The sequence below is a fragment of the Salinispora pacifica CNR114 genome, from assembly GCF_000514775.1.
Classification (GTDB): domain Bacteria; phylum Actinomycetota; class Actinomycetes; order Mycobacteriales; family Micromonosporaceae; genus Micromonospora; species Micromonospora pacifica.
On record NZ_AZWO01000001.1, the window covers coordinates 283,756 to 295,611 of the forward strand.

Below are 11,856 nucleotides of genomic sequence, written 5' to 3' on the forward strand. Positions count from 1 at the left end.
GGGCCCCCGGGGCGGCGGCGTAGCCCATGCCAGGATGGCAGCTATGGCTGGGGGTCCGGTGGCGTTCGTGCTCGGTGGCGGCGGCGTTCTCGGTGCGGTCGAGGTCGGCATGCTGCGCGCGCTGTTCCGCGCCGACATTCGACCCGACCTGGTGTTCGGCACCTCGATTGGTGCGGTCAACGGGGTGCTGGTGGCCGCCGATCCGTCCACCACGGTCACCGACCGGCTGGTCCGGCTCTGGGCCTCTCCCGAGGCGAGCGAGGTGTACGGCGACTCCGTGGCCCGACAGCTACGCCGATTCGCCGCGCGTACCCATCTGCACTCGCCGCGGCCACTGCGCAAACTGTTGGAGCGGGAACTCGGTGCCGACACCACCTTCGCGGACCTGCGGGTGCCCTTCCGCTGCTGCGCGGCGAACATCGAGCGGGCCGCCGAGCACTGGTTTGACACCGGGCCGGTCGTACCGGCCGTCCTCGCCAGCGCCTCCGTGCCGGGTCTTCTCCCCCCAGCCCAGATCGACGGCCAGCACTACATCGACGGCGGTGTGGTCAACCCGATCCCGATCGGCGAGGCGGTGGCGGCTGGAGCCACCCGGATCTTCGTGCTTCAGGTGGGGCGAATCGAACGCGAGCTCAGCCCACCACGACGGCCCTGGGAGATCTCCCAGGTCGCGCTCGAGATCGCCCGCCGGCACCGGTTTGCCCGCGAGCTGGCCGCCGTGCCCGACGGGGTCCAGGTGCATGTGCTGCCGACCGGAGGAATCCAGCCCCGGGAGGACTCGCCGTGGGCATACCGGGACACGGCAGCGGTGGGGCGGCGGATCAGCCGGGCCTACACGGCCTCGCGGCGCTACCTGGCCCAGCTGGACCGCTGATGCCGCCACCACCCCGGTGGCTGTGCGGGACGCGCCAGAGCGGGTCCACGTAGGGTGACCGGGTGGAGGAGATCTGTGTGGTGACGACGGTGGTGGACGAGCGCTCGATCGCCGCGGGGCTCGCGGACGCGGCGGTGGTCGATCACCTGGCGGCCTGCGCGCAGGTGGGCGGCCAGGTGGACAGCACGTACTGGTGGCAACAGCGCGTCGAGACCAACTCCGAGTGGTCCGTGCAGTTCAAGACCGCCCCGGGACGAGTCGGCGCGCTGGTCGAACAGATCCGGGCCAACCACCCCTACGACGTACCAGAGATCCTGGTGAACCGGGTGGAGAGCAACCCCGACTACGCCGCCTGGGTCCACGAGCAGACCCGTCCGTAGCCCGCCCCGGTAGGGCGTACCCCACCTTCAGCCGGGGGCGTACCACCACCATCGGCGGGGGGCGTATTCCCACCTCCAGTCGGGGGCGTACCGGCTTACTCAGCGCAACCCTCCTCGGCAGACTCGGTGCCGGTGGTCGAGCTGACCGGCGCGACCGGAGTCGAGGAGGGGGTGGGCGAATATGCGGCAGCTGGTATCGGATCCGCCGGTACGGGGCAGTGACTACGCCGAGTTGTCCCGGCGGATCCGGGCGGCGGGACTTCTGGAGCGCCGTCCCGGCTGGTATGCGGTTCGGATCGCGTCCACAAGCGCGTTTTTCGGCGCGGTCTGGGCGCTGGTCATCCTCGTCGGCGACTCCTGGGGGCAGGCCGCGGTCGCGGCACTGATGGCGGTGGCCAGCACCCAGGTGGCCTTCCTCGGCCACGACGCCGGGCACCGACAGATGTTCCGGCGGCGAGGGCCGAGCGAACTGGTCGGCCTGCTCGCGGGGAACCTGGCGGTCGGGCTCAGCTACGGGTGGTGGGTGGAGAAGCACAATCGGCACCACGCCAACCCCAACCACGCCGACGAGGACCCGGACGTGGCGGCGGGCGCGTTGGTCTGGTCGGTGGAGCAGGCCCGGGCGACCCGGGGGTTCGCTCGGTGGCTGGCTCGCCGGCAGGCGTTCCTCTTCTTCCCGATGCTGCTGCTGGAAGGGCTGAACCTGCATCTGTCGAGCCTGCGAGCCATCGCGGGGCGGGGGCCGGATGGGCGGTTCCAGACGCCGATGCGGCACCGGGGTGGTGAGGCGTTCCTGCTCGCCGCGCACACCGTCCTCTACGTCGGTGGCCTGCTGCTGGTGATGTCACCGGGGAAGGCGTTGGTCTTCGCGGTGGTGCACCAGGGGCTGTGGGGGCTGTACATGGGGTGCGCGTTCGCTCCGAATCACAAGGGCATGCCGATGCCGACCGCCGGTGACCAGCTGGACTTCCTGCGGAAGCAGGTGATCACCTCACGGAACGTACGAGGTGGTCGGTTTGTCGATGTCGCCCTGGGTGGGTTGAACCAGCAGATCGAGCACCACCTGTTTCCGAGTATGCCGCGCGACAACCTACGTCGGGCCCAACCGATCGTCCGGGCCTACTGCGCGCAGCGGGGGGTCCCGTACGTCGAGGTGGGGGTGGTGGAGTCGTACCGGCAGGCGCTCGCGCACCTGCATGCGGTTGGCCGACCGTTGCGCTGAGCGAGGAGCGCTCCAGCGGTGGCGAGCTGGCGTCGACACCGCTGGTCAGCTCCCTACCAGCGGTGCCGGTAGGGTCGGCCCGTGGCAGCCGTGCGCACCGGGCGGAGGGCGACCCTCGTGGGGGAGATCCGATGAGATTCGAGATCAGTAAGGTGTTGGACGCCATTGAGGGCCGAGTGTCCACCGACCCCTGGCTGACCCGCGCGGTGCTCGACCTGGCCGAGGTGATTCGGTACCAGGATATTGACGGTGGCCGGCCGGCCAGTCTGCTCCGCCTCGGCATGGTGATCGACGCCCTGGCGCGGCACCTGGAGGAGGACAGCGTCCCGGTCTACGCGGTGGTGCACCGGGGCGTGCTCTCCGACGCCGACCTGACCTCGAACGAGCGGATGGTGGTGCGGCGCTGGGCCGATGACGGCCTGGTGGAGGTGCTGGACAATCCTGGTGGTCGGATGCTGGAGGTCGCCGACCTGCTCGGGCTTCCGGTGCTGAGTCGGGCCCGGTTCGACGGGTTGCGGGGCCGCTACCCCTGGGTGGCCGACCAGCCCGGCCGGGTGGTCGCCCCGGTACCCGCCCAGAGTGGGCCGACCTTCGTCGCGCACGTCGGTGGCGGGGACGCCCTCTCCGCCGGCGAACGGTCCGTGGCCGGCGCCAAGCTGTTGGCGCGGCACTGGCGCTGCCCCGAGGCCCCGTGCGCACTCTTCGGTCAGGGCGGTGGGGGTGGGGCCTTCGCCGACCTGGCCGCGGTCAGCGATCGCAGCCCGGTGACGCAGCCGCCGCCCAGCCTGCGTGGGGGAGTGCCGAGCTGCCCCCGGCACGGCGCTCGGCTCAGCGACGCGGGTCCACGTCCGCGGTCGGCGGTGCTGGCGGTCCGGGTTGGTGGCCTGATCCGGCGTCGGTTCGTGCTCACCGACTCCGAACCGGTCTTGGTCGGGCGTGCTCCGGAGGCTGACGGCGGGGTGATCCTCGGCCAGTGGCTCAACGACGAGGCCCGCCGGTGGATCAGCCGCAGCCACCTGCGACTGGAGTTGCGGGTCGGCGAGATCGTCGTCACCGACGTGAGTACCAACGGCTCCGGGATCCGGCCGAACGGGTCGATGGTGGAGGCGGAGCGGGTCCCGCTGGCACCGCAGCAGTCTCGGGTGCTGGCCGAGGGGCACATGGTGGAGCTGTACCCGGGCGTGCAGGTCGGGCGCCCGGACGAACTGCCGGCTGGCGCGCCGTACACCCCGACCTCGGTGATGGCCGAGGCGCCGACGATGGCGATGCGTCTGCCGCGTTGACCGCCGGCCCCGGCGGGGGCGCCGGATCACCCGGCCGGCACCCCCGCCGTGGTACGAGGACTACTCGGTGAGGATCGCAGCCAGCTGTGCCACCGCGTGGTCGATCTCTTCCTCGGTGATGACCAGAGGCGGGGCCAGACGGATGGTGGAGCCGTGGGTGTCCTTGGCGAGGACGCCGCGGCTCATCAGCCGTTCGCTCGCCGCCCGCCCGGTCATCAGCGCCGGATCGATGTCCAGGCCGGCCCAGAGCCCGCGGCCCCGGACCGCGAGCAGGCCCTTGCCGACCAGCGCCCGAAGACCGGCGTGTAACCGGGCGCCGAGCTCGGCGGAGCGGCGCTGGAACTCGCCGGTGGCCAGGAGCCGGACAACCTCGGTGGCGACCGCGGCGGCGAGCGGGTTCCCACCGAAGGTGGAACCGTGCTGGCCCGGTTGGAGTACGCCGAGCACATCGGCATCCGCCGCGACGGCCGAGACTGGCACGATGCCGCCACCGAGAGCCTTACCGAGCAGGTACATGTCCGGCACCACAGCTTCGTGCTCGCAGGCGAACGTGGTGCCGGTGCGGCCGAGGCCGGACTGGATCTCGTCGGCGATCAGGAGCACGTTCTGGTCGGTGCAGACCCGCCGTACGTCCGGCAGGTAGCCGGCCGGTGGCACGATCACCCCCTGTTCGCCCTGGATCGGTTCGAGCAGCACCGCGACGGTGTTCTCGTCGATGGCGGCGGTCAGCGCTGCCAGGTCGCCGTAGGCGACGAGGCGGAAGCCCGGCGTGTACGGCCCGAAGTCGGCGCGGGCGTCCTCGTCGGTGGAGAAGCTGACGATGGTGGTGGTGCGACCGTGGAAGTTGCCCTCGGCCACCACAATGTTCGCCTGCTCCGCCGCGACCCCCTTGACCTGGTAGCCCCATTTGCGGGCCACCTTGATGCCGCTCTCGACCGCCTCGGCCCCGGTGTTCATTGGCAGCACCAGCTCCTTGCCGCAGAGCTGGGACAGCTCCCGACAGAAGTCGGCGAACTGGTCGTGGATGAAGGCGCGGCTGGTCAGGGTGAGCCGGTCCAGCTGGGCGTGGGCGGCCTCGACCAGCCGCGGGTGGCGGTGCCCGAAGTTGAGCGCCGAGTAGCCGGCCAGGCAGTCCAGGTAGCGGCGGCCGTCCACGTCGGTGACCCAGGCGCCCTCGGCTGAGGAGATGACCACCGGCAGCGGGTTGTAGCTGTGCGCTGTCCACCGTTGCGCATCGCGAACGGCCGTGGGTGTCCGTACCTCGTCTTTGATCATCTACTCGCCTCCCTGCAAGAGTCGCAATGTGCAGCACTTCGGGCCGCCGCCGGCCTTACGCAGCTCGGACAGGTCGATCCCGATCGTCTGGTAGCCCCGCTCCCGCAGCTGCGCCGCCAAGCCGGTGGCCTGCGCCGGCAGGACGACGTGCTGGCCGTCGCTGACCGCGTTGAGGCCCAGGACCGCGGCGTCGGCCATGCTGGCGAGTACGGCGTCCGGGAAGAGCCGGCGCAGCACCGCCTGGCTGCCGGGGGAGAAGGCCTCAGGGAGGTACGCGATGGTGTGCTCGTCCAGCACGGTCAACGCGGTGTCCAGGTGGTAGAAGCGGGGGTCCACCAACTGCATGGTGAGGACCGGGTAGCCGAAGACCTCCTGCAACTGCGCGTGGGCGGGGTGCGCGGTCCGGAATCCGGTGCCGGCGAGGAGGTGGCCACCGGCGAGCAGGATGTCGCCTTCTCCCTCGTTGACGTGCTTCGGGTGGTGCACCTCGAAGCCGGCGGCTTCGAACCAGGCACGGTAGGCGGGCGCCTCATCGGCGCGCTGCGGGGCCCGGAACTGCGCCGCCATGGCCCGGCCGCCGAGGACCGTGCCGCCGTTCGCGGCGAAGACCATGTCGGGTAGGCCCGGCAGCGGGGTGATCTCCTCGACAGCGTGGCCGAGGTCCCGGTAGGTCTGGCGTAGCTGCTCCCACTGCCGGATCGCCAGGTCGACGTCGACCGGCGCGGTGGGATCCATCCACGGATTGATCGCGTAGTCGACGGCGAAGTATGTCGGCCGGCACATGAGGAAGCGCTGGTGGCGGGTGGCGTCCATCGGCATTGTCCTGCTCTCAGGGTCGGGCGCGCCTGGCCACCGTGGCCCGCGGGCTGGCGCCGTTGCTCCACGGTATGTGGGGCAGGCCAGCGGGATCCACCGTAGGAAGTTGCTTTGGCCGTCGGATCATTGCGTTTGGCGGCTCTTCTGTAGCGTTTCCTTGCAGGCGCCGGAGGGGCGTCCCCGACTGCTCCGGCCCGGAGCGAAGACGGACCGGGTCACCGCCCGAGGGCGTCGACGGCCTTACGCGCGGCGATCAGCACCGGATCCCAGACCGGGGAGTACGGCGGGGCGTACCCGAGGTCCAGGGCGGTCATGTCGTCCACCGTCATGCCGTTCCAGAGCGCCACGGCCAGGGCGTCGATCCGCTTTGCCGCCTCCGACCAGCCCACGATCTGCGCGCCGAGGAGCCGCCCGGTGGGCCGTTCGGCGATGAGTTTGACGGTCATCGGGCGGGAGCCGGGGAAGTAGCCGGCACGGTTGGTGGACTCGGTGATCACCGAGACGAATTCGAAACCCGCCGCCGCAGCGTCCTGCTCCCGGAGCCCGGTGCGGCCGACCTCCAGGTCGCAGACCTTGATCACCGCGGTGCCGATCACCCCGGGGAAGGTCGCGTACCCGCCACCGATGTTGACGCCGGCGACCCGGCCCTGCTTGTTGGCGTGTGTGCCCAGCGGGATGTGTACGGGCATTCCGCTGACCCGGTGCAGGCACTCCACGCAGTCACCGGCGGCCCACACGTCGTCAACTCCGGGTACCCGCATGCGTCGGTCCACCCGCAGCGCCCCGCTGGGCCCGATTGGCAGCCCGGCGGCCTCGGCGAGCGCGACGTTGGGGCGGACACCGAGGCCGAGCACGACCAGGTCGGCGGGGATCGGTCCGTCGGAGGTGAGCACCGTGCAGACCCGCCCGTCTCGCTCCTGTAGGCCGGTCACCTCCAGGTCGGTGCGGATCTGCACCCCCACTCCGTGCATGGCGTCATTGACCAGCTTGGCCATGTCCGGGTCCACGGTCGACATCGGTTGACTGGCCTTCTCGACCAGGGTGACCTCCAGTCCACGCTGGATCAGTGCCTCGGCCATCTCGACTCCGATGTAGCCCCCGCCGACCACGACCGCCTGGCGGGGGCGCGGGTCGGTGTCCAGCCAGTCCCGGAGGGCGGCGCCGTCGTCGAGGGTCTGCACGCCGAAGACGCCCTTCACCCCGGTGCGCGCCCAGGCGGGCCGCAGCGGGTGGGCGCCGGTGGCGTAGACCAGGGTGTCGAATCGCTCGCGGACCTCGCCGCCGTTGGCCAGGTCCCGGGCGACCACCTCGCGTCGGTCGAGGTCGACCGCGGTGACCTCGTGCCGTAGCCGGACTCCGATGTCGAACCGCTCGCGGAAGGTCGTCGGATCGCGGGCGATCAGTTGGTCGCGTTGCGGCACCAGGCCGCTGATCCAGTATGGGATGCCGCAGGCCGAGTAGGACGTGAACTGGCCCCGCTCGAAGGCGATGATCTCCAGGTCGTCCGGGCCGCGGCGGCGGCGGGCCTGCGACGCCGCCGCCATCCCGGCGGCATCGCCGCCAATGACGATCAACCGTTCTGTCACCAGCTCATCCTGCCACGGATCGACCCGGGCCCGGGGGCGCTGGGCGGAGGTGCAAGAGATCGGCATTGACAACTGCGTGGCGGGCACGTACAACTCGGAGAGAGCGCTCTCTCGACCCGTCCCCAGAGAGGCACGTTCATGTACACCCCACCCGGGGCGCCTGCCGCCCTGCCCGCGAGACGCCGGAAGCGACTGGCGTTGGCGCTGTTCACTGCCCTCACCACCACCGCCCTGGCCGGTGTCGCGGTCACCGCGAGCGCCGCCGTGCCCACGCCCGCCCCCGGCTGGAGTCTGGTCTGGAGCGACGACTTCGACGGCGCGGCCGGCACCCTGCCCTCCTCGGCCGAATGGATCATCGATCTCGGCACCAGCTACCCCGGCGGCCCGCCCAACTGGGGCACCGGCGAGATCCAGACGTATACCGACAGCACCGCCAACCTCAGTCACGATGGTGCGGGCAACCTACGAATCACCCCCCTGCGCGACTCAGCCGGCGGGTGGACCTCGGCGCGGATCGAGACCATACGGACCGACTTCAAGCCGCCGGCCGGCGGTGTCCTCGCGATCGAGGGCCGGCTCCAGGTGCCGAATGTGACCGGGGCTCCGGCGGCCGGCTACTGGCCGGCGTTCTGGGCACTCGGGTCGCCGTACCGGGGTAACTTCCAGAACTGGCCGAGCGTCGGCGAGTTTGACGTGATGGAGAACGTGAACGGGATCAACTCGGTGTGGGGCGTGCTGCACTGCGGCTATGCGCCGGGCGGGCCGTGCGACGAGTTCAACGGCATCGGTGCCGCCCGAACCTGCCCGGGAGCCACCTGTCAGTCGGCGTTTCACACCTACCGGTTCGAGTGGGACGCCTCGGTCAGCCCGCAGGAACTGCGCTGGTACGTCGACGGCGAGCAATACCACACGGTGACCCAGACCCGGGTCGGTGAGCCGGCCTGGTCGCAGATGACCAGTCACGACGGCTACTTCCTGCTGCTCAACGTGGCGATGGGCGGCGCCTTCCCGAACGGTGTCGCCGGCGGGACCACCCCGACCGCCGCGACGGTGCCGGGTCGGCCGATGCTCGTTGACTACGTCGCGGTCTACAGCCGGGGCGCCGGCACCGCCCCGCCCACCACCGCCCCGCCGACCACCCCACCGCCGGGTGGGGCGCGGGACGCGTACGCGACGATCGAGGCCGAGTCGTTCGACGGTCAGTACGGCGTTCAGGTGGAGGGCGCCACCGAGGGCGGGGAGAACATCGGCTACCTGCGCAACGGTGACTGGGCCCGGTACGACAACGTCGAGTTCGGCGCCACCGGACCCCGGGACTTCGTCGCTCGGGTGGCCTCCGGCGCCGGTGGTGGCGTGAGCGGGTTGGTCGAGGTGCGCCTGGACAGCCTGACCAGCCCACCGATCGGCAGCTTCGCGATCGGCAACACCGGCGGCTGGCAGAGCTGGCGTTCGGTGCCCGGCAACGTCGCCGGCCCCACCGGTCGCCACACGGTCTACCTGACCTTCACCAGCGGCCAGCCGAACGACTTCGTCAACGTCAACTGGTTCACCTTCCGCCGCTAGCGGTGCGAGCGGCCCTGGTCGGCTCCCCGCCGGCGCCAACCAGGGCCGCCCGCCGGCTTTCCCCTCGAAAACCCGTCGAGCACCCCCAGCGGCGACCGCTTCCCGGACGGGCAACGAGTCGGCTCGAGTGGGCTAAGCTCCTTCGATCGATCGACGTTACTGGGAGGTAGCATGTCGGAGCAGCGGGTCGCTATCGTGACCGGCGCGGCACGGGGCATCGGAGCGGCCACCGCCCGGCGGTTGGCCGCCGACGGGTTGGCCGTAGCGGTGGTGGACATCGACGAGTCCGCGACCGGGGCGACCGTCGCCGCCATCACCGAGGCGGGTGGGCGGGCGCTCGGCGTCGGTGCGGACGTGTCGGACCGGGCCCAGGTGGAGGCGGCCGTCGAGCGGGTCGCCGCTGATCTCGGCGCGCCCACCGTCCTGGTCAACAACGCCGGTGTGCTGCGGGACAATCTGCTGTTCAAGATGTCCGACGCCGAGTGGGACACGGTGCTGGGCGTGCACCTGCGGGGTGCCTTCCTGTTCAGCCAGGCCACCCAGCAGTACATGGTCGAGCAGCAATGGGGCCGGATCGTCAACCTCTCCAGCATCTCCGCGCTCGGCAACCGGGGGCAGGCGAACTACGCCGCGGCCAAGGCCGGTCTGCAGGGCTTCACGAAGACCCTCGCGATCGAGTTGGGCCCGTTCGGGGTGACGGTCAACGCGGTCGCTCCGGGTTTCATCGTCACCGACATGACCGCGGCGACCGCCACCCGAATGAAGATTGACTTCGAGGCGCTGCAGAAACATGCTGCGGCGGAGATTCCGGTCCGCCGGGTGGGTCGCCCGGAGGACATCGCGCACACCATCTCGTTCCTGGCCAGTGCGGGCGCGTCGTTCGTCTCCGGGCAGGTCCTCTACGTCGCCGGCGGGCCGAAGGACTGATCCGGCGCGACCCGGGACGGCCTCGGCCGGCTGGCCGCAGCCCGGTCGAGGTCGTGGCGGGTACGCCAGAGCCAGAACAGCCCGAGCACCGGCAGCACCAGCGGGATGTAGCCGTACCCGCTGCCGAAGCCGGACCAGACCGTCTCGTCCGGGAACAACTCCGGCCGGGCCTGGCTGACCGCACCGACACCCACCACCCCGACCAACTCGACCGTGCAGCAGGCCAGTGCGATCAGGCGGCCGGTGCGGCCGGCCCGGCCCAGCCCCACCGCCGCCACGATGTAGACCGCGGCGGCGAAGGCGGAGAGGAGGTACGCCATCGGCGCCGCCTCGAACCGGGTGGCGATCTGGAGGCCGGCGCGGCTGGTGGCGGCGATGGCGAAGAGCAGGTAGACCGCGATCAGGAGGCGGCCGGGGCCGGAATTGGTCCGGGTCCGATCGGCGGCTCGTGGGCGCTCGGTGGGTCGCCGGTCAGCCACCGAGCACCGTCCAGGTCTGCTGGAGCCGGACCAGAACCACCGGGGTGACCAGGCAGATCGTGCAGACGATGGCCGACCCCCACCGGGTGGGCTCCATTCGGGCCAGCACCCAGGCCAGCGGGGGTAGGCAGACCAGGGTGGTCAGGTAGCCGAAGAAGGAACCCGGCTCATCCGGCCGCTGGCCGCCGCCGAGGGCGATCAGGGTGACGACGGTGAGCACGAGCAGCGCCGCTTCCAGCACGGCCAGGCCGGCGAACTGCGCCCGGTCCGGGGCGCGGTGCCGCAGCGTCGCCACGAGGGCCCAACCCGCGACGAGAAGGGAGAGCGCGATCGGGACGGCGGTGAGGAGCCCGTCGACTGGGAGGTCGCCGGCAGCGCTGGTGGTCGCGCTCGCTTCGGTCACCGGCACACTCTACTAATCCGGGTGGTACACCTGCCGGTGGCGTCCTCGCCCCGCCGGATAGCGTTGTCTGCGACACCGCGGTGGTCGCGGCGCCGATCGGTTGGAGGTTCGTGGTGCGGTTTGGGTTGTTCGGTACCGGGCACTGGGCGGGCGGGACGCATGGAGCGGGCCTGGCTGCCCATCCCCGTACCGAGTTGGTCGGTGTCTGGGGGCGGGATCCGGCCAAGGCCGCCGTGCTCGCCGAGCGGTACGGCGTGCCGGCGTTTGCCGACGCCGACGCGTTGATCGAGGCGTGCGAGGCCGTGGCGATCGCCCTGCCACCAGATGTGCAGGTCGAGCTGGCCACCCGGGCCGCCGCGGCGGGACGGCACCTGCTGCTCGACAAGCCGCTCGCGTTGACCCTCGCCGACGCCGACCGCCTGGTCGCCACGGCCCGGACGGCCAAGGTCGCCTCGTTGGTCTTCTTCACCCAGCGCTATCACCAGAACGTCACCACCTTCCTCGCCGCCACCGCCGCGGACGGCGGCTGGGAACACGCCGAGGCGACCCTCTTCACCTCGATCTTCCAGCCCGGCAGCCCGTACGTGGGCTCTACCTGGCGGCGTGAGCACGGCGGGCTTTGGGACATCGGTCCGCACGCGCTGTCCCTGATCCTGCCGGTCATGGGACGGGTCACCCAGGTCGCGGCGATGGACGGCCCCCGGGGCCTGGTGCACCTGCTGCTCACCCACGACAACGGCGCCACGAGCAGGCTGTCGCTCACCCTGGACGCCCCCAGTTCAGTGGCCCGCCGGGACATCGTCTTCTACGGCGAGAGCGGCGTCGAGACCGTGCCCGACGGCGACGACACCCTGGCCGGGGCGTTCGAGGCGGCGATCGACCAGCTGCTGGCGGAGATCGACTCGGGGACCCGAGACCACCGCCTCGACGTGCGGTTCGGTCGTGAGGTGGTGGCCATCCTGGCGGCGGCGGAGACGGCCCGCGCCGAGGCCCGCACCGTTGAGGTGCCCGCGTAGCCGCCCACCACGTCCCGGCCGGCGTCGGTACG

The 11,856-nt window shown here is 71.3% G+C and carries 12 protein-coding genes; 7 read left to right on the forward strand and 5 right to left on the reverse strand.

Annotation, left to right across the window (positions count from 1 at the left end):
- Window positions 1-43: 43 nt before the first annotated feature.
- The 4 genes from B118_RS0101415 (at window position 44) to B118_RS0101430 (ending at window position 3,759) form a co-directional block, all read left to right on the forward strand.
- Window positions 44-874: a patatin-like phospholipase family protein gene (locus B118_RS0101415; protein ID WP_018222802.1), complete on the forward strand. Its 831-nt coding sequence runs from the start codon at window positions 44-46 to the stop codon at window positions 872-874.
- Window positions 875-936: 62 nt separating this feature from the next.
- The gene (gene cutA, locus B118_RS0101420; RefSeq protein WP_018810078.1) at window positions 937-1,254 is read left to right on the forward strand and encodes a divalent-cation tolerance protein CutA; all 318 of its coding nucleotides are present in this window, start codon (window positions 937-939) and stop codon (window positions 1,252-1,254) included.
- A 181-nt stretch (window positions 1,255-1,435) separates the two neighbouring features.
- Entirely contained in the window at window positions 1,436-2,476 is a 1,041-nt protein-coding gene (locus tag B118_RS0101425) for a fatty acid desaturase family protein (RefSeq protein WP_018222804.1), read from the forward strand.
- 131 nt (window positions 2,477-2,607) lie between these two features.
- Window positions 2,608-3,759 carry an FHA domain-containing protein gene (locus B118_RS0101430; protein WP_018810077.1) on the forward strand — a complete coding sequence of 384 codons (1,152 nt, stop codon included), beginning with the start codon at window positions 2,608-2,610 and terminating at the stop codon, window positions 3,757-3,759.
- Window positions 3,760-3,819: 60 nt separating this feature from the next.
- Here B118_RS0101430 and rocD read toward each other — a convergent pair whose 3' ends face one another.
- The 3 genes from rocD to B118_RS0101445 form a co-directional block, all read right to left on the reverse strand.
- Entirely contained in the window at window positions 3,820-5,034 is a 1,215-nt protein-coding gene (rocD, locus tag B118_RS0101435; protein ID WP_018810076.1) for an ornithine--oxo-acid transaminase, read from the reverse strand.
- Window positions 5,035-5,847 (reverse strand): dimethylargininase, encoded by an 813-nt coding sequence (gene ddaH / locus B118_RS0101440; protein WP_018222807.1) that lies wholly within the window; start codon window positions 5,845-5,847, stop codon window positions 5,035-5,037.
- 218 nt (window positions 5,848-6,065) lie between these two features.
- Window positions 6,066-7,436 (reverse strand): FAD-dependent oxidoreductase, encoded by a 1,371-nt coding sequence (locus B118_RS0101445; protein ID WP_026185725.1) that lies wholly within the window; start codon window positions 7,434-7,436, stop codon window positions 6,066-6,068.
- Between the two features lie 138 nt (window positions 7,437-7,574).
- Between B118_RS0101445 and B118_RS0101450 the strand changes: the two genes are divergently transcribed.
- Both B118_RS0101450 and fabG read left to right on the forward strand, forming a co-directional pair.
- Window positions 7,575-8,999, forward strand: a complete 1,425-nt coding sequence (locus B118_RS0101450; RefSeq protein WP_028192277.1) for a carbohydrate-binding protein — start codon at window positions 7,575-7,577, stop codon at window positions 8,997-8,999.
- A gap of 171 nt (window positions 9,000-9,170) precedes the next feature.
- Window positions 9,171-9,926, forward strand: coding sequence for a 3-oxoacyl-ACP reductase FabG (gene fabG / locus B118_RS0101455; RefSeq protein ID WP_018222810.1), 756 nt, complete (start codon window positions 9,171-9,173; stop codon window positions 9,924-9,926).
- Here fabG and B118_RS0101460 read toward each other — a convergent pair.
- The gene (locus B118_RS0101460) at window positions 9,899-10,405 is read right to left on the reverse strand and encodes a hypothetical protein (RefSeq protein WP_018222811.1); all 507 of its coding nucleotides are present in this window, start codon (window positions 10,403-10,405) and stop codon (window positions 9,899-9,901) included. The genes fabG and B118_RS0101460 overlap by 28 nt on opposite strands.
- The gene (locus B118_RS0101465) at window positions 10,398-10,814 is read right to left on the reverse strand and encodes a hypothetical protein (RefSeq protein WP_018810074.1); all 417 of its coding nucleotides are present in this window, start codon (window positions 10,812-10,814) and stop codon (window positions 10,398-10,400) included. Before B118_RS0101465 ends, B118_RS0101460 begins: the two co-directional genes overlap by 8 nt.
- Window positions 10,815-10,918: 104 nt before the next feature.
- Here B118_RS0101465 and B118_RS0101470 point away from each other — a divergent pair, with 104 nt between their 5' ends.
- Window positions 10,919-11,824 (forward strand): Gfo/Idh/MocA family protein, encoded by a 906-nt coding sequence (locus B118_RS0101470; RefSeq protein WP_026270413.1) that lies wholly within the window; start codon window positions 10,919-10,921, stop codon window positions 11,822-11,824.
- The last annotated feature ends 32 nt before the right edge of the window (window positions 11,825-11,856 follow it).

Excerpts from the sequence above, each read along its gene's own strand:
- B118_RS0101415 (WP_018222802.1), top strand. The coding sequence starts at position 44 with ATGGCTGGGGGTCCGGTGGCGTTCGTGCTCGGTGGCGGCGGCGTTCTC.
- B118_RS0101425 (WP_018222804.1), top strand. The coding sequence starts at position 1,436 with ATGCGGCAGCTGGTATCGGATCCGCCGGTACGGGGCAGTGACTACGCC.
- B118_RS0101430 (WP_018810077.1), top strand. The coding sequence starts at position 2,608 with ATGAGATTCGAGATCAGTAAGGTGTTGGACGCCATTGAGGGCCGAGTG.
- rocD (WP_018810076.1), bottom strand. The coding sequence starts at position 5,034 with ATGATCAAAGACGAGGTACGGACACCCACGGCCGTTCGCGATGCGCAA.
- ddaH (WP_018222807.1), bottom strand. The coding sequence starts at position 5,847 with ATGGACGCCACCCGCCACCAGCGCTTCCTCATGTGCCGGCCGACATAC.
- B118_RS0101450 (WP_028192277.1), top strand. The coding sequence starts at position 7,575 with ATGTACACCCCACCCGGGGCGCCTGCCGCCCTGCCCGCGAGACGCCGG.
- fabG (WP_018222810.1), top strand. The coding sequence starts at position 9,171 with ATGTCGGAGCAGCGGGTCGCTATCGTGACCGGCGCGGCACGGGGCATC.